This is a genomic window from Dolichospermum sp. UHCC 0352, from assembly GCF_009711925.1.
Taxonomy (GTDB): Bacteria; Cyanobacteriota; Cyanobacteriia; order Cyanobacteriales; family Nostocaceae; genus Dolichospermum; species Dolichospermum lemmermannii.
Genome location: NZ_VIKY01000191.1, coordinates 57,293 through 77,109, shown reverse-complemented (window position 1 = coordinate 77,109; position 19,817 = coordinate 57,293). Strand labels below are relative to the sequence as shown.

Genomic DNA, 19,817 nt, shown 5'->3' with positions numbered 1-19,817 from the left:
ATCCATCTAAAGTCAGGTTTTTCCAAGATGAGCAAATCTAAAATAAAACTTTTAACCTTGATCCCCATTACGTTTCAGACAAAAACAAGTGTGTGAACACTTCAATAATCATTTACAAATATAACAAGAATCTAAAGACATCATAAAGTTTGTTTATCGCTAATAATCGCTAGAACCTATATCCAATAATGAGTTTTCGCCTTTCATGCCTATTTTGATGAAGAAGCAAGATATATAAGTGTGATAACTAGTCCTACGGTATTGAAGATGAAGGCACATGAAACTAATTAAGCGTTTAACATCTACCTGTCGTTATTGTCGTTATTACCAACCACAGGGTCGTCGTGGTGGTATGTGTGAAAAGTTGAGCGCACCAGTTCAAGGGGTTTGGAAGGCCTGTCCTTTCGCCTTAGCAGCTTTTGCACCTGCTTGGGAAACGTTAGAAGAAGCTTGGAGTTTACCAGTAGCCAGACCTATTTTTTCGGCTGCTCAAACTCTTCCGACCGATTTGGATCATCTTACAGTAGCCTCTGTTGAAGATATCCCTACTTCCGCTGCACAAGAAGTAAAAAATCAGAGCGTACTAATTTAACTACCTATTATTACGGTCATCAATTTTCCTTCTACCTTAATAAAATTTGACTGGCAATTTGTTAGATCTTCGGAAATCGCACCTTCCACAACAGGTGCGATTTTGGTATATTTCAAAATCTCAAACTTTGCGCCTTTGCTCCTTTGTGCCTTTGCGCGAAAGATAATTCATACAGCCATTATGCAACGGCGAATAAATTTAAGGCAACCAGGGAAAATCCCGAAAGTTAGGGGGACGTTTTTCTAAAAATGCTTGTTTTCCTTCTGCTCCTTCTTCTGTCATGTAATAAAGGAGAGTAGCGTTACCGGAGAGTTCTTGTAAACCAGCTTGTCCGTCGCAGTCGGCGTTAAATGCTGATTTGAGACAACGAATGGCTATGGGACTTTTTTCTAAGACTTCTTGCGCCCATTTTATGCCTTCTGTTTCTAGTTGTTCTATGGGGACGACTGTATTAACTAAGCCCATTTCTAAGGCTGCTTGGGCGTTATATTGACGACAGAGAAACCAGATTTCTCGCGCTTTTTTTTGCCCTACTATCCGTGCTAAATAACTTGCACCAAAACCACCGTCAAAACTGCCTACTTTGGGGCCTGTTTGCCCAAAAATGGCGTTATCGGCAGCAATGGTTAAATCACAAATTAAATGGAGAACATGACCGCCGCCAATAGCATAACCCGCGACGAGGGCAATAACGACTTTCGGCATGGAACGAATGAGGCGTTGTAAGTCGAGGACGTTTAAACGGGGGATTCCAGCATCATCTACATATCCTGCTTGTCCCCGCACACTTTGATCTCCACCTGAACAAAAGGCGTATTTACCGTCTGTGTGGGGTCCTGCACCAGTAAATAAAACTACGCCAATGGTGGTATCTTCTTTGGCATCCCAAAAGGCTTCGTATAGTTCAAATACGGTTTTGGGACGGAATGCGTTCCGTTTGTGGGGACGGTTGATGGTGATTTTGGCGATACCGTCGGTTTTTTGGTAGATGATGTCTTCGTAGGTTTTGACGGTTTTCCAATCGGTTTCTATCATGGATAATCTGCGATGCTGTGCTTGAGAATTTTATCTGTTTAACACTATCTATCCCTTAATGCAATAGATAATTGTCGTAGTCTTTCGCTGACTTCCAAATTAGATTCTTGTGATTTTAAATTGTTTGGTATTTCTGCCAATAAAAGTGGATTTCCTTGTAACCATTCATTCATCGCTACCCCTGTCTAGTGAAATCTTTGCTGGGCAATATTTTCAGGCTTTTATTTCTCTAAATTTTTAATTCCTAAATTTGTTTTAATATCTGCAAAATGTGGGTTAGATGTCAGAATTTGTGTCATAATCAATCCTAAACGCATTCTGAGTACAGGGTGAGTCTAATGATAGGCACGATTATAGACAAGCGTTATCACATTATTCAAAGTCTGGGACAAGGTGGATTTGGGACTACCTTTTTAGCAGAAGACACCAAGCGACCGGGAAATCCTTTTTGTGTTGTTAAGCAGTTTACACCAGCCAGTACAGATCCAGCTACTTTAACAATACTTAAAAGGCTTTTTGACCAAGAAGCAGTAACGTTAGAAATGTTAGGCAAGCATGACCAAATTCCCCAACTTTTAGCCCACATAGAAGAATATCATAAATTTTATATAGTTCAGGAATATATAAAAGGTAATGATTTAAGTGATGAATTAACATTAGGTCAAAAAATGAGTGAATCTGATGTTATTCAACTCCTAATAGAAATTTTAGAAGTATTAGAATTTGTTCATAAATACAAAGTTATTCACCGAGATATTAAACCAGATAATATCCGTCGTCGTCATTTAGATAATAAAATTTTCCTGATTGATTTTGGTGCAGTTAAAGAAGTTCGTACACAGCTAGTTAATAAACAGGGACAAATTACTTCTACTGTAATTATTGGGACTCCTGGTTATATGCCACTTGAACAACAAAGAGGTAAACCACAATTGAGTAGTGATGTTTATGCAGTGGGAATAATTGCTATTCAAGCACTCACTGGTTTATTACCTGATAAATTAGAAGAAGATATAAAGACGGGGGAAATTATTTGGCGTAAATATGTAAATGTTAGTTCCAAACTAGCCACAGTTTTAGATAAAATGGTAAGTTATGATTTTCGTAAGCGTCACCCTACAGCAAAGGAAGCATTACAAGCAGTTAAAAGCTTAGTTAACAAGCAGAAGATCCCCGACTTCTTAAAGAAGTCGGGGATCTATTATGGACTGCTAGGAATTACAATAGTTATTGGCTTAATTATTTTCTTTATTACTAAAAAAGATGATTGGAATGGATATGAAAATTCTAAATATGGAATCACAATCAAATATCCAAAAACCTGGGAAAGACAAGATTTAGAAAACCCAATTACAGCCGAAGTTGTGACTTTTATCTCTCCTAAACAAAATGATAAAGATAATTTTCAAGAAAAGGTGACAATTAGCGTTGATAAGTTTTCTGGCAGATTAGATGATTGGCAAAAATCCAGTATTCAGGAAATTAATAATACTGTATCAGGTGCAAAGATTGTTGATAAAAGTGTAACGAATTTGGCAAATAAAGAAGCTAGTAAATTGGTGTTTACGGGTAAAAATGGTAAAGATATTTTAAAGAATATGCAGGTTGTGACTTTAAAAGGTGATCAGGCTTATACGATTACTTATACTGCGAAAATAGATGATTATGATCAGTTTGTGGAAACAGCAAACAAGATGATTAATTCATTGGAAATTAATTAATTGTCAGAATCAGGATATCCAGGATTTAAGGATTTTCAAGATGTTATTAAAATTCTTTTCGTGTATCCGTGTATGTTAATTGTCTGAATCAGGATGTCCAGGATTAAAGGATTTTCAGGATGTTATTTTTTGTTTTATATATGGGATTTTGAGAATGTTTATTGTGTTTGAATCCTGATTCAGACAGTAAATATGATAATCTTCGCTAAACTCCTATAGCATATTCTGTATGTTTCCTGACATTAACAGGATGAAAAGCTAAAACTATTTGATTTTTGGGAATACCAGCATTGACAAGTTCATTTGTAATACCATCTTCTGTACCATCTCTTTGAATCCAGACTAGATTATTGATAATATCAATATGAATTAAACAGCCATGTACTCTCTGTTTATTTTCCCAACCAATTGTTAGTAGTAAGTAACTGTTTTCAGATTTATCAATAATTAGTTCTCTTTCTAATTCTCCATAAGCATAAGGTAGTGCGGCATATTCTTTTAATATCTTTTCGATAATTTGGCGATAATTAGTTAAGGTATCCATTTGAGAATTATCTCCTGTTCAGAATCAAAGACAAGTAAACAAAGACGTTGATTTTCTAATAATATCTTACCAACTGGTTCTTGAAACAATTCTGAATATGTTTCTTGCCGAATAGCAAGATATAAACTTGCGGATATTAAAAAAAGAAATTAGGACGGTCTTGACGAGAGGGAATTTCTAAAGAATAATCTTCTTCAATACAGATTTGCTGAAGTTCGTTAAAAGCATCAGCTAAAGTTTTTGTTTGTTTATCTTGTACTAAAGTTTCTTGAGGATAATCTAGAGAAATTTGAGATTGTTTTAAAAAATGTTCAGTTTCTTGAAGTGAGGCAAATTTTAGTAATTGTTGAACTTGCACAGAAGTCATGATTCTATTTTTATAAGCTTCTACTGCTAAAGTTTCTAAGAGTTTTTGTGGTACGTCTTGCCAGTTTTGTTGTAGTTGGTTGCCAATATCTTCAGGAATTTCGATAGTAATTTGCATATTTTTGTCTTTTTTTCAGAATTAGGATTTGTTTAATTATACATGATATTTTTTGTCAGAATCAGTATTTCCGGTTACTGAGCGAAGTCGAAGTACAGGATTTGAGGATTTTCAGGATGAAAATAATATTCTTTTCGTGTATTCCTGTGTGTTAATTGTCTGAATCAGGATATCCAGGATTTGAGGATTTTCAGGATGAAAATAATATTCTCTTCGTGTGTTACTGTGTGCTATGTTTCGCGCAAAGTCGCAAAGGAGGAAAGACGCAAAGAAGAAATTAACTGTGAGAATAATAGAAAATTATCAAAATCTCATCATTCAATTACAATTAAACATCCTGTTAATCCTTTAATCCTGGATATCCTGATTCTGACATTCTTTGCGCCTTTGCATGAGATAATTATTAATTAAGCTTCATAATAATTTCCAAAGTCATTTGATATGCTTCCATATTTCCTTGTTGCTGAAATAGGTTTGCAGCTTGCTGAAAATTATCTATTGCTCCTTGGTTATCTCCTAATTCATAACGGACAATTCCCCGGTTTTTGTAGGCATCGGCATAGTTAGGATTAATCTTGATAGCTTGGTTGAAATCATCTATTGCTCCTTGCTTATCTCCCAATTCAGAACGGACAATTCCCCGGTTGTTGTAGGCTAGAGCATCGTTAGAATTAATCTTGATAGCTTGGTTGAAATCATCTATTGCTCCTTGCTTATCTCCTAATTCATTACGGACATTTCCCCGGTTGCTGTAGGCTTCGGCAAGGTTAGGATTAAACTTGATAGCTTGGTTGTAATCATCTATTGCTCCTTGGTTATCTCCTAAATCATCACGGATATTTCCCCGGTTGTTGTAGGCTTCGGCATCGTTAGGATTAATGTTAATAGCTTGGTTGTAATCAACTATTGCTCCTTGCTTATCTCCTAATTCATTACGGAAATTTCCCCGGTTGTAGTAGGCTAGGGCATCGTTAGGATTAATCTTGATAGCTTGGTTTAAATCATCTGTTGCTCCTTGCTTATCTCCTAATTCATAACGGACAAATCCCCGGTTGTAGTAGGCTAGGGCATCGTTAGGATTAATGTTAATAGCTTGGTTGTAATCAACTATTGCTCCTTGCTTATCTCCTAATTCATTACGGGCAACTCCCCGGTTGTTGTAGGCTTTGGCAAAGTTAGGATTAATCTTGATAGCTAGGTTGTAATCATCTATTGCCCCTTGCTTATCTCCTAAATCCTTACGGACAAGTCCCCGGTTGTAGTAGACTTGGGCAAGGTTAGGATTAATCTTGATAGCTTGGTTGAAATCATCTATTGCTCCTTGCTTATCTCCTAAATCATCACGGACATTTCCCCGGTTGTTGTAGGCATAAGCATCGTTAGGATTAAACTTGATAGCTAGGTTGTAATCATCTATTGCTCCTGGCTTATCTCCTAAATCAGAACGGACTTTTCCCCGGTTGTAGTAGGCATCGGCATCGTTAGGATTCAGCCTAATTGCTTCATTGTAAGCTATTATTGCCCCTTGATTATCTCCTTTGTTTTGCTTATCCACACCCTGAATAAAGAAGTCGTCAGCTTTCGGTGCTGTGACTATTCTCTCTGGCGGTGGAGTCACACCCACATCTACCCCAGATTTAGCTGATAGTCGCAAAAAAGTATTAATAGGAATCCCCAAATTAAAACCTGATTTAATATAAGCAACTTCAGGATTAATCTTTGAAGTTGCTATCTCTGCTTCTGATACATCTCCTTTTCCATGAACTCCTATTAATTCCCCTTGCTCATTAAACACAGGTCCACCACTCATCCCTGGTAAGGTAATATTGCTATACACCAAGGCATAGCCATCTTTAAGTGGTCTGGAAGCGTTTGCGGTAATCTTCCCATCAGTGAAATTGTAAATTGAACTGGAAATAGAAGCAGCTTTGGCTTTTGGGAATCCTGCTACATAAGCTATTGTTCCTTCAGAAGATTGATCAGAATTGCCGATTTTAGCAACTGGATAATTATTGCTGCTAGTAAATTGGAAAGTAGCTAAATCTACTCCTGGTAGAGGTTTAACAGTGCTGTAGTTGAGTTGGTAGCGTTTACCATCTGGAGTGACTATTTCAGCTTTATTTTTACTAGTGACAACATGAGCAGCAGTGAGAACAGTGTAAGTGTTGCCTGAACGCTTAACAATTACCCCTGAACCGGGAGCAGAACTATCAATTAAAACAGTGATTTGTTTGGCAATTTTCGCTACTTGACCTGATGATAGTGCGAAGGCTACTTGCGTTTGTACCAGTGCGATTGATACCCCTATCAGCACTGCTGGAAATGTGTATTTATAATTCATTTATTTTTTCTCCTCTTTCAAAATCTGGGATAATAAACTTGGTGCAGTATGAAAACCAGCCCGCCTCAGAATGAATTCTGAGTCTAATAGCAAAAGTCGTCTAAAGACGACTGAAGAAAAATTTATAGTCCGTTTTAACGGACTTTAGTTATTAGCCCTGAACTTGAGTTCGGGGCGGTTTATTTTTATAACGAAATCCGAATTAGATATCTCGAATTTATCCATCATTTGCACAACCCTATCTATCGGTATAGCCCAACTTAAACGCACAATTTGCTGATGTAAATTCTCCTCTACTTGCGAACCATCAACAAACACAGAGGGAGCATCCCATAAAGGATAAGCGTGCATCCCATTTACACCTACAACCTCACCCTGTTTATTCAATAAAGCACCGCCACTCATTCCCTTTTCCAAATGATTTGTATATCCCACCTGATAACCAGCTTCTAAGGCTTTTGATAACACCAAAGATACCTTACCACCAATAAATACAAAGCTGATTTTTTCGCTTTCTTCCTCCATAGGAAACCCGGCAATAAATACCTGATCTCCTATTTTGGGAACAGTACCCAAATTTGCAACAGAATAGATTTTTTTAATAGTCGAAAATTGCAATATTGCTAAATCATAATTCTGAAAATTTACATTTTTTTGTACATCTGCTTGATAGATTTCCCCATCTGGTGTTTGAATACGATAAGGGGGGTTATCTGCTCGTAAAACATGGGCATTTGTTAATACTGTATAAACTGAATTTTGTTTATTTAGTAATATTCCTGAACCCAAAAAATCTGTTGATAATATCTTGACAGTAATAGCCGCCGCTTTTTCCTGCAACTGTGCCACTGATAATGGAATTGGCGGTTTTGTCATGCTAGTTTCTTGATCAGAAATACTAACACTTACTGCTGAACTTGAAAGCAACATTGACAAACCGCCAATACAGGCGACAAATTTTAATATCCGCCAAGTCATGTTAATTTAATCCGGTTCAACAGTGGCATTATCGAGGTAAAGCTGGAAATCAATATTAATAGTGTCACCTGCACTTTCATTGAGTGTATTACCAGCAGCCAAACCCCGACGGTCTAAGAGTCTGCGGAGAGTAGCACTGGGATTAACTCCACGTTTGAGGGTAAATAATAAATTATTACTTGTACAAGCAGTATTTTGGCTAGTACCAGCACAAACAACTGGTTCACCTCTGAGCGTCCCAGTGGTGATATTTTTCAGAGTACCGTTGTCATTACTCCTTTGAAATCTGCGCGATACTTCGTCACAACGACGTTGAGCAGTCCAAGGTGGTGGAAAGTAAGCATTAGAAGTCCAGCGAACTATTGTTACTTTTCTACTATCTTGAGTACGGACAAAGGTAACAGGTATACCTTTACTTTTGCCACAGTAAAAGGTCTCACCTTTAGCGTGGCTGGGTTGGTTGGTAGTCGCAATTGTCGTTAATGCTGTCAAGGAAGCGAGAATAACAATTTGTGTCACCCCTATCAACACTTGACTAAATAACCTTTGTTTCATAACTTTAGGTAATTTTTGCGATATTAATTTAATACTCTTCTTATAATAAATTATATGTAAACATGAGCAAGTTTGGGCAACTCACGGACTAATTTATATTCAAAACGTCTTAATCGTGTGATTCCATAGTAGGGGTTTAGCAGTACCAAACCCCTACAAATCTAGGTTTTTCCTAATCTTGTAAAAGTTAATTTCCCAAGCGTGTTTAGTATATAGCAGAAAATAGAGTTCTCTTAATTATTCATTTTCATTAACTTGTGTAAAATTCACCTGTTCATATAAGTCACTCAAAGCAATCTGAAAATCTATGGTTTCCAATGTCAAAATATCCGATTCAGACTGTAATTCTGTGAATATCCATTTACTATCGTCGGTTTTCACATATTGCATAACATGATATTGATATTGATTAATTAAAATATATTCTTTAAATTCAGGGATAGAACGATAGTACATGAATTTATCACTTTGGTCATAATTGCTAGTTGATTTAGATAAAACTTCAGCAATTAATAAAGGATTCATGACAGTAGTTGTATTTGCACCTGTGTAAATAGGTTCTCCTTGAATTACCATGATATCAGGGTATGTATGCTGACGATAACGCGGTATCCACAAACGCACATCACCAATATACACATCATAATTTTGCTTCTTTAACCCAAATTTCAGATAAGCATAAAAGTTACCTGCTATTTTATTATGATTTGTTGTTCCTCCAGTCATGGGGATAATTTCTCCGTCTCGGTATTCGCTTTTATATTCTGCTTTCTCTTCTAGTTCTAAATATTCTTCTGGGCTGTAATACCGTGTTTGTGTTTGCATAATATCAACAGAGAGTTAATTATTGTGATATTAGTAATATTCTATCATACACTAATGTTATACTCGTGTAAGTTCATTTTTGTTAATGTTCATGAAATTTCCTCTAAAAATATAACAAAATATCTAAATAACTTAATGATGAGGTAAAGACAATGGTAACAGTATCAATTAAAGATGAATAAATCGAAGTTTTATCTGCATTAGGATATTTACAAGAATCAATGAATTTGGCTCTTAAACAATATTTCTATTTCTCCTCCCTCTGTGTTCTCTGTGCCTCTGTGGTTCGTTTATTTATTTAAATTATTTTTTAGAAATCATAGATTAACTTTTTCCACAAAAAAAAGGTGAGCTTTTACAGCCCACCCCACAAAATCAGAAAATATCCTGTGATAATTAACCTAACAAAGCCTCAGCTTTAGCTAAAACATTATCAACAGTGAAGCCAAACTTCTCCAAACAAATACCACCAGGAGCAGAAGCACCAAAAGTATCAATACTTACAGTGTCGCCTTCGCTACCGATATATTTGTGCCAGCCGAAACTACTAGCAGCTTCTACAGATAGACGCTTAGTAACAGCTTTAGGAAGAACAGATTCTTTGTAAGCTGCATCTTGTGTGTCAAACAAGGTTGAAGAAGGCATAGAAACAACGCGAACCTTCTTACCGACCGCAGTTAATTTTTCCGCTGCACTAACGCAGAGACTGACTTCTGAACCAGTACCAATCAAGATGATATCTGGTGTACCTTCAGAATCAACAATTGTATACGCACCCTTAGCAACACCTGCAATGGATGTACCTGCCAAGTTAGGAACATTTTGACGAGTAAAAGCCAATAAGGTAGAAGCTTTTGCTTTAGACTTCTCAATTGCGACTTTGTAACCACCGGATGTTTCATTGCCGTCAGCGGGACGAATTACGGTTAAATCAGGAATAGCCCGCAAAGAAGCAAGGGTTTCAATGGGTTGGTGAGTAGGACCATCTTCACCTTGGCCAATGGAGTCGTGAGTCATGACCCAAATTGAACCAGCTTCGGAAAGAGCAGCCAAACGAATAGCAGCCCGCATATAATCTGTAAAGATTAGGAAAGTTGCACCGTAAGGAATCAAACCTGAGTTGTGCAACGCCATACCGTTACAGATTGCACCCATGGCGTGTTCCCGCACGCCGAAGTGAATGTTGCGATTAGCGAAATGTCCTTTTTGGAAATCACCAGCGCCTTTGAGTTCGGTGAGGTTGGAGTGGGTTAAGTCAGCAGAACCACCAATTAACTCAGGTAAAACAGCCCCTAGTTTGTTGAGGCAGTTTTCTGAGTGTTTACGGGTAGGTAATGCTTTATCTTCTGGTGTATAGGTAGGTAATACTTGATCCCAACCTTCTGGTAATTTGCCGCTAATGAAACGGTCAAATTCAGCCGCTTCTTGGGGGTATTTAGCTTTGTAACCAGCATAAACTGTGTTCCATGCGGATTCGTAACCAGCACCGCGTTCTACTGCTTTGCGAGTATGATTAAGGGCATCTTCAGGAACTACAAAAGCGTCATATTCCCAACCTAAATTTTTGCGGGTAGCGATGGTTTCTTCTGGTCCCAAAGCCGCACCGTGAATACCAGCGGTATCTTGTTTGTTAGGAGAACCATAACCAATGGTGGTTGTCACCTTAATCATGGTGGGTTTGTCGGTGACAGCTTTTGCGGCTTCAATGGCTTGGGCAATTCCGGCTAAATCGGTGTTACCATCTTTAACGTGGAGAACGTGCCAACCGTAGGATTCAAAGCGTTTAGAAACATCTTCAGTGAAAGCTACATCTGTAGAACCATCAATGGAGATGTGGTTGTCGTCATAAAGAGCAATGAGTTTACCTAATCCCCAGTGTCCGGCAATAGAAGCAGCTTCACCGGAAATACCTTCCATGTTGCAACCATCACCAAGAATTACATAGGTGTAGTGGTCAACAATTGTGGCATCAGGCTTGTTAAACTTAGCAGCTAGGTGTGCTTCGGCTACTGCTAAACCAACTGCATTGGCAATTCCTTGACCTAAAGGGCCTGTTGTAACTTCTACACCGGCTGTGACAAAGTTTTCGGGGTGGCCTGGGGTCTTAGCACCCCATTGACGAAATTGCTTGATGTCGTCTATGGTAACGCTATCGTAGCCTGTTAGGTACAGTAGGGCATACTGCAACATTGAACCATGACCTGCGGACAAAACAAAGCGATCGCGGTTGAACCACTGGGGATTTTTGGGGTTATAGCGCATGAAGCTATCCCAAAGCACAAAAGCCATTGGAGCCGCGCCCATCGGTAGTCCTGGGTGTCCTGATTTAGATTTTTCTATGGCATCTACAGCCAAAAAGCGGATCGAATTAATACAAAGTTCTTGGATGGATTGGGTTGCAACAGCCATAATCTCTTTATTGTTAACGACGGGTTAGGACTCTTTTTAGCTTTTTCTTGCTGGGGTCATTATAAAGTGATCCCACTTTCTTCATCATCTCATTCCCAATTGTCAATGGACAAGGGGGATATTCTGAGTTCTTGGTGATGAATAAAGCCGATAATTTGGTTATCCTAAACTAACTGTTCAGTTAGGAATGATCTCTATCATACTTGCCACAGGTTCACTTCTTTAAAAGCTAACCACTAGCAAAATTATTTGGGGATCAATAATACAAGTCGTGGTAATGGGTGATTAGGTTATTAACGTCACCTGTCACCTAATACCTGACTAGGAAGTATCTTTAGGGATTAAATTTCTTGAAGGCTAGGGTAACATTATGACCACCAAAGCCAAAGGAATTAGATAGAGCTACCTCTACTACTTGAGCGCGACTGGTATGGGGGACATAATCTAGATCACATTCTGGATCAAGATTTTCGATGTTGATGGTGGGGGGAATTTGATCATGAGCGATCGCTAAAATTGTCGCTACAGCTTCAATCCCACCAGAACCGCCTAACAGGTGTCCTGTCATGGATTTAGTAGAACTGATGGCTACTTTATACGCATGATCTCCCAAAGCTTTCTTAATCGCCGCGGTTTCATTCACATCATTAGCTGATGTACTAGTTCCATGAGCATTGATGTAACTAACCATTTCCGGTGTCAGTGACGCATCTTTTAAAGCTAACTCAATCGCTCTGGCTGCACCTAAACCACCGGGAACAGGAGAAGTCATGTGATAAGCATCACAGGTCATCCCATAACCAACAATTTCCCCATAAATCCTTGCGCCCCGGCTGAGGGCGTGTTCTAATTCTTCGAGAATTAAAATTCCTGCTCCTTCACCCATGACAAAGCCATCACGATCACGATCAAAGGGACGACAAGCATGAGCCGGATCATCATTGCGGGTGGACAGGGCGCGAGCAGCCGCAAATCCTGCCACTGACAGGGGTGTAACTGCGGCTTCACAGCCACCGCAAATCATGGCTGTGGCATATCCGCCTTGAATTTGACGAAAAGCATCGCCGATAGAATTAGAACCCGCAGCACAAGCTGTTACAGAGCAGGAATTTGGACCTTTTGCCCCAGTATGAATTGCTGTTAATCCTGCTGCCATATTGGCGATCATCATGGGAATCATGAAGGGACTACAACGACTAGGACCTTTATTAGGATCTAAGTAAATGGTTTGTTGGTCTTCTAAAACTTTAATTCCACCAATTCCCGAACCGATAATTACACCAACTTGTTCAGCGTTGAGATCATCAATTACTAAACCTGAATCAGCAATAGCTTGTTTAGCTGCTGATACACCCAATTGGGCAAACCGATCCATCCTCTTGGCTTCTTTGCGATCTAAGTAAGTGTGTGGATCAAAGTTTTTGACTTCACCCGCAATGCGGCAACTATGTTTAGAAGCATCAAAGGCGGTGATATAGTCAATCCCATTTCGTCCGCTTAATAATCCTTCCCAATATTCGGCTGGTGTGTTACCAATGGGTGTAATCGCGCCCACACCTGTTACAACAACGCGGTTACGTTTATAGTCTGTCATGATTGCATTAAATATGGCGAAAAAGCAGCAGGGGGAAACAATTAAGAGGGCTGAGTTCCGAGTTAAGTATTCTTAGTTAAGACTATACTGTTTGCTCAATATTATGGACTTTTGGTGCTTTTTTTGAAGTCAAACTTACAGTTTAGACACTTAACACTCATCTAAGGACGGGTTTATCCAGTTAATTTGTATACTCTTAAAGTATTTGTTTAAACCCGTCAATGCTGAATCAAAATTTGCCTATGGAGATGCAGTAGCGTGACTAGAGATATAATCCACAGTGTCTTGAACAGTTTTAATTTTTTCAGCCGCTTCATCAGGAATGTCGATATCAAATTCTTCTTCCAAAGCCATAACTAACTCCACTGTATCTAGGGAATCAGCCCCTAAATCATCAACAAAATTGGCTTCTAGTGTAACCGTATCCGCATCCTCTATGCTAAGTTGCTCAACGATAATTTTTTTAACTTTTTCAAAAGTTGCTGCTTGGCTCATAAATAAAAGTCCTTAACAAGTTGCTATGATTTGCTCTAAATGAACAAAGTTTTTTTTGGGCATATACATCTTATCGGAAAGGGTGAACCTGAGTATAGGTTCTATCATTAAAACTGAGGATTAAAGATGAAGGAGATCCTGGAAATGAGAGATAAAGGTTTAATAACCACAGTAACCACCCAATTAATCAATCCTCATCACCTCTAAACAATAAACCAACTATACTTTTATGCTATCTAAACCGCTAAAATACGCTTACTATCCAGGCTGTGTAGCTCAAGGGGCTTGTAGGGAACTGTATATATCAACTCAATCTCTCACTCAAGCCTTGGGTATTGAATTGGTTGAACTGAAAAAAGCCTCTTGCTGTGGTTCAGGCACATTTAAAGAAGATTCTCAACTACTAGAAGATACCGTTAATGCCAGAAATATCGCGTTAGCAGAATCATTAAATCTCCCTTTACTTACCCATTGCAGCACTTGTCAAGGTGTTATTGGTCATGTTGATGAACGATTAAAAGAATGTCAATCAACAAATCCTGATTACGTGAATAAGGTTAATGGTTTATTAGAAAAAGAAGGCTGTTCTCCTTATCGGGGGAGTACAGAAGTTAAACATCTTCTTTATGCTTTAGTCACAGATTATGGTTTAGAGGAAATTACTCAGCGTGTTACCAAGAAATTAAGTGGATTAAAATGTGCAGCTTTCTATGGCTGTTATCTGCTTCGCGCTCAGAAATCCATGCCCTATGATGATCCTTTTAAACCCGAAGCAATGGAAAATGTATTTCGGGCAGTAGGGGCGACACCTGTATATTATCGTGGCAGAACTCAATGCTGTGGTTGGCCTTTATCTAGCTATGCGACAACCGAATCTTTCCAAATGGCGGGAAATCACATCCAAGAAGCTTTAAATAATGGTGCTGATTGTATTGTCACACCATGTCCTTTGTGTCATTTGAATTTAGATTCTCGTCAACCAGAGGTAGAAAAAGTAATTGGGGAAAAGTTAGGTTTACCGATTTTACACTTACCCCAGTTAATTGCTTTAGCTTTAGGTGTCAGTCCCAAAGAATTGGGTTTAGACAGACATATTGTGTCTACAAAACCCATTTTAGAAAAATTAGGTTGGTAAAATATCACCGAGAATTTAGGAGAATTTAGATCCCCGACTTCTTAGAGAAGTCGGGGATCTGTGGATCACTCATTTTTACCAATCACCGATTTTTGATATTCTTCCTCACTAATTAAATCATGATTATTTTCCACACGATCTAAAAATACTAATCCTTCTAGATGATCATATTCATGTTGAAAAATTCTGGCAACAAAATCCGTTAATTCTTGTTTTTGTAAATTGCCATAACGGTCTGTATACTCAACTTCAATTGTTTGATATCTAGGGACTAAACCCCTAATTCCAGGAACACTTAAACAACCTTCCCAACCTTTAACCATTTCCGAAGAATGGGCAATAATTCGGGGGTTGATCATTGCTGTTGGTGGCATTTCTGGTGCGTGGGGATATCTGGCATTAGGACGGGAAGCAACGATAAATAAACGGTAGGATGCTGCTATTTGTGGTGCAGCAATTCCCACCCCATTAGCTTGAGCAACTGAGGTAATTAGTTCATCAATCAGGTTTTGAATTTTCTCATCTTGAATATTCTCAACCGCAGCAGCTTTTTGTCGTAATATCGGATTACCTAATTTAATGATTGGTGCTAATTCATTCATTATGTTTCAAATCTATTTTTTTTAATTCCTGTTTCCATCCTGTTCATCCTTTAATCGGTGGACATCCTGATTCTGACAGTTTCTAAGGAATTTTATTGCTTGTTAACTGGTAAAGGTGCAGGTTTAACTAAAAATTGAGAAACTTTACCATTACGATCTACTTGCACTTGGAGAGGAATACCGATTTTACTATTTTCTACTATTCTTTGCACCTCATCAACTTTCAAAACTGGTTGATTATTAATACTCTTTATAACATCTCCTGGACGCAATCCAGAAACCGCTGCGGGTGAATTAGCAACAATCCTGATTAAGAGGATTCCTTCATTTGCAGATAAATTTATTTTCTCGCCAAATCTGGCAATGATTTTTTCCTTAACTTCAGGTGTGAGTGTGACCATTTGTATGCCTAAATAGGGATGATCAACTCTACCTTTAGCAATTATTTCCTCAGCAATTTTTTGGGCAGTATTAATAGGAATAGCAAATCCTAAACCTTGAGCGCCTTGAATAATTGCTGTATTCATCCCAATGACTTCACCACGGTAATTTAGTAATGGTCCACCAGAATTACCAGGGTTAATTGCTGCATCTGTTTGCAGATAATCAACACGCTTATCACTTGCACCGATATCACTACTAGAACGATCTGTGGCGCTGATAATTCCAGAGGTGACAGTATTATTTAAACCCAAGGGATTACCAATAGCGATAACGGCTTCTCCTGGTTGCAAAGTATCCGACTTACCTAAAGCTAGGGTGGGTAAGTTATTAGCTTCAATTTGAATTACAGCCACATCTGTTACGGCATCTTCACCTAATACCTTACCTTTAAAAGTCCGGCCATCTTTGAGAGTAACTGTAACTAAATCAGCACCGTCGACAACGTGGGAATTAGTTAAAATTTGCCCAGATGAATTAATGATAAATCCCGAACCGCTACCTCTTTCTACTCTTTCTCTTTGTTGAGAAGGGATTCTATTGCCAAAAAAGCCGCGAAAAAAGGGATCAGAAAATTCGTCTGGTGCTTGAGTGGTAACGGTTCTCGTTGAATCAATGCGAACAACTGCACCTCCTACTTTTTGTACGACTTTGACAACAAAGTTAGGATCTCCAGAAGCGGAAAAAATCGCGGGAGGAGCAATTTCTGTGGTGGGTGTAGTAGTTTTTTGTGATTGAGCATGACTAGGTTCTATTTCTGAGGTGATTTTCTTGAGACTGGTACAACCTCCCAGCATGAAAACTGCTACACCACAGACTGCAATCCATTTTTTCCCTTTATTTTCCAAGTTTTGGCGTAAAAATCTAGTATTAATATTTCTAGCTGCTAGGTTATAATTATTGATCTTCATCATGTGATTATTGCTCCGTATTCGTTAGTAGTGCTAGGATACTGGCTACCCCTGGTTTTTATCAGGATAATTATATAGCCTCCTATTTGATTTATGTATCTTTAGAGTAGTTCAGATTCCCGACTTCTTTTTTGGCTTGTAAATAAATTATGAATTGAAATCAGAAGTTGGGGATCTTATTGTATGTGATTACAAATTAGGAATTAGGAATTACGGATAAAGGTGGCGTTAATGGAAATTCCCATAGATGGTTTGTGGAATCATGTATTAGAGCGTTTACAGTTAGAGTTAGCTCCTCCTACCTTTGAAACTTGGATTAAGACAGCTAAAGCACAGCAGCTAGAAAACAACTGTTTGGTAATATATGCTCCTAATCCTTTTGCTCGCAATTGGCTGCAAAAATATTACATTCATACTATTGCTAATGTAGTCCAAGATATTGTGGGTTATCCCATCGAAATTTATATTACTGTAGTTGAAGATGAGGAAGTTTCTCATTTGGGTAAACAGGAACTAGGGGGGAAATTACCAGCAATAAATCATATTTTGGCAAATGCTCCGATAAATACGCAAAAGACTTCAGATTTAAATTCTAAATATGTTTTTCCGCGGTTTGTGGTCGGCGCTAACAATCGCATGGCTCATGCTGCTTCTTTAGCTGTAGCCGAATATCCGGGGAGGGAATTTAATCCGTTATTTTTATGTGGTGGTGTGGGTTTGGGGAAAACTCACTTAATGCAAGCTATTGGTAATTATCGCTGGGAAATCTGTCCTAATTCTAAGATATTTTATGTGTCTACGGAGCAGTTTACAAATGATTTAATTACTGCTATTCGTCAAGATAGTATGCAAACTTTCCGCGAACATTATCGGGCTGCTGATATGTTGTTAGTTGATGATATTCAATTTTTGGAGGGGAAGGAATATACTCAAGAGGAATTTTTTCATACTTTTAATACTTTACATGAGGCAGGTAAGCAAGTTGTAATTGCTTCAGATCGTCCTCCTAATCAAATTCCCAGTTTACAAGAACGGTTGTGTTCCCGGTTTTCTATGGGGCTAATTGCGGATATTCAAACCCCTGATTTAGAAACCAGAATGGCGATTTTGCAGAAAAAAGCTGAATATGAAAATATTCGTTTACCACGGGAGGTAGTTGAATATATTGCTTCTAATTGTACTTCTAATATCCGTGAGTTGGAAGGGGCATTAATTCGGGCTTTGGCTTATATTTCTATTTGGGGTTTACCTATGACTGTGGAAAATCTTGCTCCCATTCTCGGAACTCCTAGCCAGAAAATAGCCACAACTCCAGAGATAATCTTAAATATAGTCGCTGATGCTTTAAATGTTTCTATTGAGGACTTAAAAAGTAATTCCCGTCGTCGGGAAATTAGTTGGGCTAGACAAATCGGAATGTATTTAATGCGACAACTTACAAATTTGAGTTTACCCAAAATAGGGGAGGAGTTTGGTGGTAAAGATCATACGACGGTGATGTATAGTTGTGAAAAGATTACCCAGTTACAAGAAAGTGATCAGAGTTTAGTTCAAACTTTACACCAATTGAGCGATCGCATTCAAATGGCGACTCGTTCCCTAAAATAGAATTAATTTTCTGGATGTTTTCCACAACCAAGAAACTAATTTATCAAATTCAAATCTCTCTTATTCAGTCCGAATTTTAAGAAAAATATAATAAATGATTAATTTTTATTTAAAATTGCGGTAAAAATCCAATTTTTTACCGAAAAGCTGTGGAAAACTTTAATTTATTATTTATGAGTTTCATGGAGGATCATTATTTTGTAAAAATTGAGGATGGGTTTTCCACAGTTTTTCCACAGGGAAGCATCAATAATACTTATCTTTTTAGATCAGGAGCATTGACAAATGGACGAATTTATGGATGCGGCAATTTTGGAAGCTCAACAAGGTAGACAAGAAGGGGGAATTCCCATTGGTTCTGTGCTGGTTAAGGATGGTAAAATTGTCGGCCGCGGACACAATAAGCGCGTGCAAGACGGTGATCCTGTGACTCATGCGGAAATTGATTGCCTCCGCAATGCAGGGAGAATTGGTAACTACAGAGGTACAATACTTTACTCTACATTAATGCCTTGTTATTTGTGTGCTGGTGCTGTGGTGCAATTTGGCATTAAAAAAGTTATTGCTGGAGAATCAAAGACTTTTTCGGGTGCGAAGGAGTTTATGGTATCTCATGGTGTGGAAGTAGTGGATTTAAATTTAGATGAATGTGAACAAATGATGAGTGATTTTATTACGACTAACCCGGAACTTTGGGATGAAGATATTGGTTGCGATTCGTTGTTGGTTGAATAACGGTAATCAGTCTGTACATACAAGCATAATTCAAGTTAAAATAATAAATAGAGTTCAAGTTAAAAATATGACTCACATCACATCAAAAAAAGTGGTAAGAAGAGGAAGAATTTTTCCGGAATTGATTATAGCACCAGAAGAATTAGCTAGACGAGAAGCGGAAGATGAAATATTTTATCAACGTTGTCGGGCAATTTTTGAGCGTGTCCGTTCTGAATATATCGAAAGTCACTATGGTTGGTATATTGCCATAGAACCAAATAGTGGAGAATACTTTCTTGATCAGGATAGAATGCAATCTCATAAAAGAATGTTGGAAAAATATCCTCAAGCTAGACACTTCGTTTTTTGTTTGAATGAAACGGGGACAACTGGCACAATATGATAGAGGGTTACTTTGGAGAAAATGGGCAATTATTTTTTGAGATTGAATTAGTTACTAATGATGGCTTGAATCTTGCTGTAGATGCCCTATTCGATAGTGGTTTTGCAGGTTTTATGGCTATTAATACACAAGATTTAGATGGTTTAGAATGGTTGTATAGTGGGGAGGAAATGTTACGGACTGCTAAAGGTGAATCAAAATTTCAGATTTATTTAGGTCAAGTGATATTAGATGGAAAGCAGTATCAAATTCCTGTGAATGTGGGCAAAGGCATTAATGAGATTTTATTGGGTTCTGAGTGGTTAAAGTTGTTGCGTTTGGTGGTGGATTTTCCAGAGAATATTTTAACTTTGGGTTGAATATTTTTATTTCGCGCAAAGTCGCAAAGGAGCAGAGACGCAAAGAAAGAGAAGTGTTATAAAATATA

At 38.1% G+C, this 19,817-nt stretch carries 21 protein-coding genes; 7 read left to right on the top strand and 14 right to left on the bottom strand.

Annotated elements, in window-relative coordinates:
• The first annotated feature begins 277 nt into the window (after positions 1-277).
• The gene (locus FJR06_RS13330; protein WP_015081580.1) at positions 278-592 is read left to right on the top strand and encodes a hypothetical protein; all 315 of its coding nucleotides are present in this window, start codon (positions 278-280) and stop codon (positions 590-592) included.
• A gap of 198 nt (positions 593-790) precedes the next feature.
• Here FJR06_RS13330 and menB read toward each other — a convergent pair whose 3' ends face one another.
• Together menB and FJR06_RS24720 are read right to left on the bottom strand one after the other, a co-directional pair.
• Positions 791-1,627: a 1,4-dihydroxy-2-naphthoyl-CoA synthase gene (menB, locus tag FJR06_RS13325; RefSeq protein WP_015081581.1), complete on the bottom strand. Its 837-nt coding sequence runs from the start codon at positions 1,625-1,627 to the stop codon at positions 791-793.
• A 44-nt stretch (positions 1,628-1,671) separates the two neighbouring features.
• Entirely contained in the window at positions 1,672-1,800 is a 129-nt protein-coding gene (locus tag FJR06_RS24720; RefSeq protein WP_256369504.1) for a hypothetical protein, read from the bottom strand.
• 165 nt (positions 1,801-1,965) lie between these two features.
• Between FJR06_RS24720 and FJR06_RS13320 the strand changes: the two genes are divergently transcribed.
• A complete protein-coding gene (locus FJR06_RS13320; RefSeq protein WP_015081583.1) occupies positions 1,966-3,348 on the top strand; it encodes a serine/threonine-protein kinase in 1,383 nt (460 codons plus the stop codon).
• Between the two features lie 205 nt (positions 3,349-3,553).
• On the opposite strand, the gene FJR06_RS13315 is transcribed toward FJR06_RS13320, so the two are convergent.
• The 10 genes from FJR06_RS13315 to acpP all read right to left on the bottom strand — a co-directional run bounded on the left by FJR06_RS13315 (position 3,554) and on the right by acpP (position 13,573).
• On the bottom strand, positions 3,554-3,892 hold the full coding sequence (locus tag FJR06_RS13315; protein WP_015081584.1) for a XisI protein: 339 nt from the start codon (positions 3,890-3,892) through the stop codon (positions 3,554-3,556).
• Complete coding sequence (locus tag FJR06_RS24930; RefSeq protein WP_080683837.1) at positions 3,880-4,029, bottom strand: element excision factor XisH family protein; 150 nt, start codon at positions 4,027-4,029, stop codon at positions 3,880-3,882. Before FJR06_RS24930 ends, FJR06_RS13315 begins: the two co-directional genes overlap by 13 nt.
• Positions 4,029-4,376 carry a UPF0175 family protein gene (locus FJR06_RS13305; protein WP_015081585.1) on the bottom strand — a complete coding sequence of 116 codons (348 nt, stop codon included), beginning with the start codon at positions 4,374-4,376 and terminating at the stop codon, positions 4,029-4,031. Before FJR06_RS13305 ends, FJR06_RS24930 begins: the two co-directional genes overlap by 1 nt.
• Before the next feature lie 403 nt (positions 4,377-4,779).
• Positions 4,780-6,717: a serine protease gene (locus FJR06_RS13300; RefSeq protein WP_174783473.1), complete on the bottom strand. Its 1,938-nt coding sequence runs from the start codon at positions 6,715-6,717 to the stop codon at positions 4,780-4,782.
• Between the two features lie 144 nt (positions 6,718-6,861).
• Positions 6,862-7,695, bottom strand: a complete 834-nt coding sequence (locus FJR06_RS13295) for a serine protease (protein WP_015081587.1) — start codon at positions 7,693-7,695, stop codon at positions 6,862-6,864.
• Positions 7,696-7,701: 6 nt separating this feature from the next.
• On the bottom strand, positions 7,702-8,250 hold the full coding sequence (locus tag FJR06_RS13290; RefSeq protein WP_015081588.1) for a COP23 domain-containing protein: 549 nt from the start codon (positions 8,248-8,250) through the stop codon (positions 7,702-7,704).
• A gap of 237 nt (positions 8,251-8,487) precedes the next feature.
• A complete protein-coding gene (locus FJR06_RS13285) occupies positions 8,488-9,075 on the bottom strand; it encodes a Uma2 family endonuclease (RefSeq protein ID WP_168651588.1) in 588 nt (195 codons plus the stop codon).
• A 396-nt stretch (positions 9,076-9,471) separates the two neighbouring features.
• Positions 9,472-11,484: a transketolase gene (tkt, locus tag FJR06_RS13280; protein WP_168651587.1), complete on the bottom strand. Its 2,013-nt coding sequence runs from the start codon at positions 11,482-11,484 to the stop codon at positions 9,472-9,474.
• Positions 11,485-11,818: 334 nt separating this feature from the next.
• Positions 11,819-13,078: a beta-ketoacyl-ACP synthase II gene (gene fabF, locus FJR06_RS13275; protein WP_168633123.1), complete on the bottom strand. Its 1,260-nt coding sequence runs from the start codon at positions 13,076-13,078 to the stop codon at positions 11,819-11,821.
• A gap of 240 nt (positions 13,079-13,318) precedes the next feature.
• Positions 13,319-13,573 (bottom strand): acyl carrier protein, encoded by a 255-nt coding sequence (gene acpP / locus FJR06_RS13270; protein WP_015081592.1) that lies wholly within the window; start codon positions 13,571-13,573, stop codon positions 13,319-13,321.
• A gap of 229 nt (positions 13,574-13,802) precedes the next feature.
• On the opposite strand from acpP, the gene FJR06_RS13265 reads away from it, so the two are divergent.
• Positions 13,803-14,708: a CoB--CoM heterodisulfide reductase iron-sulfur subunit B family protein gene (locus FJR06_RS13265; RefSeq protein WP_015081593.1), complete on the top strand. Its 906-nt coding sequence runs from the start codon at positions 13,803-13,805 to the stop codon at positions 14,706-14,708.
• A 65-nt stretch (positions 14,709-14,773) separates the two neighbouring features.
• On the opposite strand, the gene def is transcribed toward FJR06_RS13265, so the two are convergent.
• Together def and FJR06_RS13255 are read right to left on the bottom strand one after the other, a co-directional pair.
• Positions 14,774-15,310 (bottom strand): peptide deformylase, encoded by a 537-nt coding sequence (gene def / locus FJR06_RS13260; protein ID WP_015081594.1) that lies wholly within the window; start codon positions 15,308-15,310, stop codon positions 14,774-14,776.
• 92 nt (positions 15,311-15,402) lie between these two features.
• Entirely contained in the window at positions 15,403-16,665 is a 1,263-nt protein-coding gene (locus FJR06_RS13255) for an HhoA/HhoB/HtrA family serine endopeptidase (RefSeq protein ID WP_015081595.1), read from the bottom strand.
• Positions 16,666-16,893: 228 nt separating this feature from the next.
• Here FJR06_RS13255 and dnaA point away from each other — a divergent pair, with 228 nt between their 5' ends.
• The 4 genes from dnaA to FJR06_RS13235 all read left to right on the top strand — a co-directional run bounded on the left by dnaA (position 16,894) and on the right by FJR06_RS13235 (position 19,749).
• Positions 16,894-18,270, top strand: a complete 1,377-nt coding sequence (gene dnaA, locus FJR06_RS13250) for a chromosomal replication initiator protein DnaA (protein ID WP_015077981.1) — start codon at positions 16,894-16,896, stop codon at positions 18,268-18,270.
• 285 nt (positions 18,271-18,555) lie between these two features.
• Positions 18,556-19,005: a nucleoside deaminase gene (locus FJR06_RS13245; RefSeq protein ID WP_015077982.1), complete on the top strand. Its 450-nt coding sequence runs from the start codon at positions 18,556-18,558 to the stop codon at positions 19,003-19,005.
• Between the two features lie 67 nt (positions 19,006-19,072).
• Positions 19,073-19,390: a hypothetical protein gene (locus FJR06_RS13240; protein ID WP_015077983.1), complete on the top strand. Its 318-nt coding sequence runs from the start codon at positions 19,073-19,075 to the stop codon at positions 19,388-19,390.
• Positions 19,387-19,749, top strand: coding sequence for a hypothetical protein (locus FJR06_RS13235; protein ID WP_015077984.1), 363 nt, complete (start codon positions 19,387-19,389; stop codon positions 19,747-19,749). Before FJR06_RS13240 ends, FJR06_RS13235 begins: the two co-directional genes overlap by 4 nt.
• The last annotated feature ends 68 nt before the right edge of the window (positions 19,750-19,817 follow it).

What these genes read in the sequence shown, in the direction of transcription:
- FJR06_RS13255 (WP_015081595.1), bottom strand. Translation starts at nt 16,665, where the DNA reads ATGATGAAGATCAATAATTATAACCTAGCAGCTAGAAATATTAATACT.
- FJR06_RS13235 (WP_015077984.1), top strand. Translation starts at nt 19,387, where the DNA reads ATGATAGAGGGTTACTTTGGAGAAAATGGGCAATTATTTTTTGAGATT.
- FJR06_RS13245 (WP_015077982.1), top strand. Translation starts at nt 18,556, where the DNA reads ATGGACGAATTTATGGATGCGGCAATTTTGGAAGCTCAACAAGGTAGA.
- FJR06_RS13290 (WP_015081588.1), bottom strand. Translation starts at nt 8,250, where the DNA reads ATGAAACAAAGGTTATTTAGTCAAGTGTTGATAGGGGTGACACAAATT.
- fabF (WP_168633123.1), bottom strand. Translation starts at nt 13,078, where the DNA reads ATGACAGACTATAAACGTAACCGCGTTGTTGTAACAGGTGTGGGCGCG.
- FJR06_RS13320 (WP_015081583.1), top strand. Translation starts at nt 1,966, where the DNA reads ATGATAGGCACGATTATAGACAAGCGTTATCACATTATTCAAAGTCTG.
- dnaA (WP_015077981.1), top strand. Translation starts at nt 16,894, where the DNA reads ATGGAAATTCCCATAGATGGTTTGTGGAATCATGTATTAGAGCGTTTA.
- FJR06_RS13315 (WP_015081584.1), bottom strand. Translation starts at nt 3,892, where the DNA reads ATGGATACCTTAACTAATTATCGCCAAATTATCGAAAAGATATTAAAA.
- FJR06_RS13285 (WP_168651588.1), bottom strand. Translation starts at nt 9,075, where the DNA reads ATGCAAACACAAACACGGTATTACAGCCCAGAAGAATATTTAGAACTA.
- FJR06_RS13295 (WP_015081587.1), bottom strand. Translation starts at nt 7,695, where the DNA reads ATGACTTGGCGGATATTAAAATTTGTCGCCTGTATTGGCGGTTTGTCA.
- FJR06_RS13300 (WP_174783473.1), bottom strand. Translation starts at nt 6,717, where the DNA reads ATGAATTATAAATACACATTTCCAGCAGTGCTGATAGGGGTATCAATC.
- FJR06_RS13330 (WP_015081580.1), top strand. Translation starts at nt 278, where the DNA reads ATGAAACTAATTAAGCGTTTAACATCTACCTGTCGTTATTGTCGTTAT.
- def (WP_015081594.1), bottom strand. Translation starts at nt 15,310, where the DNA reads ATGAATGAATTAGCACCAATCATTAAATTAGGTAATCCGATATTACGA.
- FJR06_RS24720 (WP_256369504.1), bottom strand. Translation starts at nt 1,800, where the DNA reads ATGAATGAATGGTTACAAGGAAATCCACTTTTATTGGCAGAAATACCA.
- FJR06_RS13305 (WP_015081585.1), bottom strand. Translation starts at nt 4,376, where the DNA reads ATGCAAATTACTATCGAAATTCCTGAAGATATTGGCAACCAACTACAA.
- tkt (WP_168651587.1), bottom strand. Translation starts at nt 11,484, where the DNA reads ATGGCTGTTGCAACCCAATCCATCCAAGAACTTTGTATTAATTCGATC.
- FJR06_RS13265 (WP_015081593.1), top strand. Translation starts at nt 13,803, where the DNA reads ATGCTATCTAAACCGCTAAAATACGCTTACTATCCAGGCTGTGTAGCT.
- acpP (WP_015081592.1), bottom strand. Translation starts at nt 13,573, where the DNA reads ATGAGCCAAGCAGCAACTTTTGAAAAAGTTAAAAAAATTATCGTTGAG.
- menB (WP_015081581.1), bottom strand. Translation starts at nt 1,627, where the DNA reads ATGATAGAAACCGATTGGAAAACCGTCAAAACCTACGAAGACATCATC.
- FJR06_RS13240 (WP_015077983.1), top strand. Translation starts at nt 19,073, where the DNA reads ATGACTCACATCACATCAAAAAAAGTGGTAAGAAGAGGAAGAATTTTT.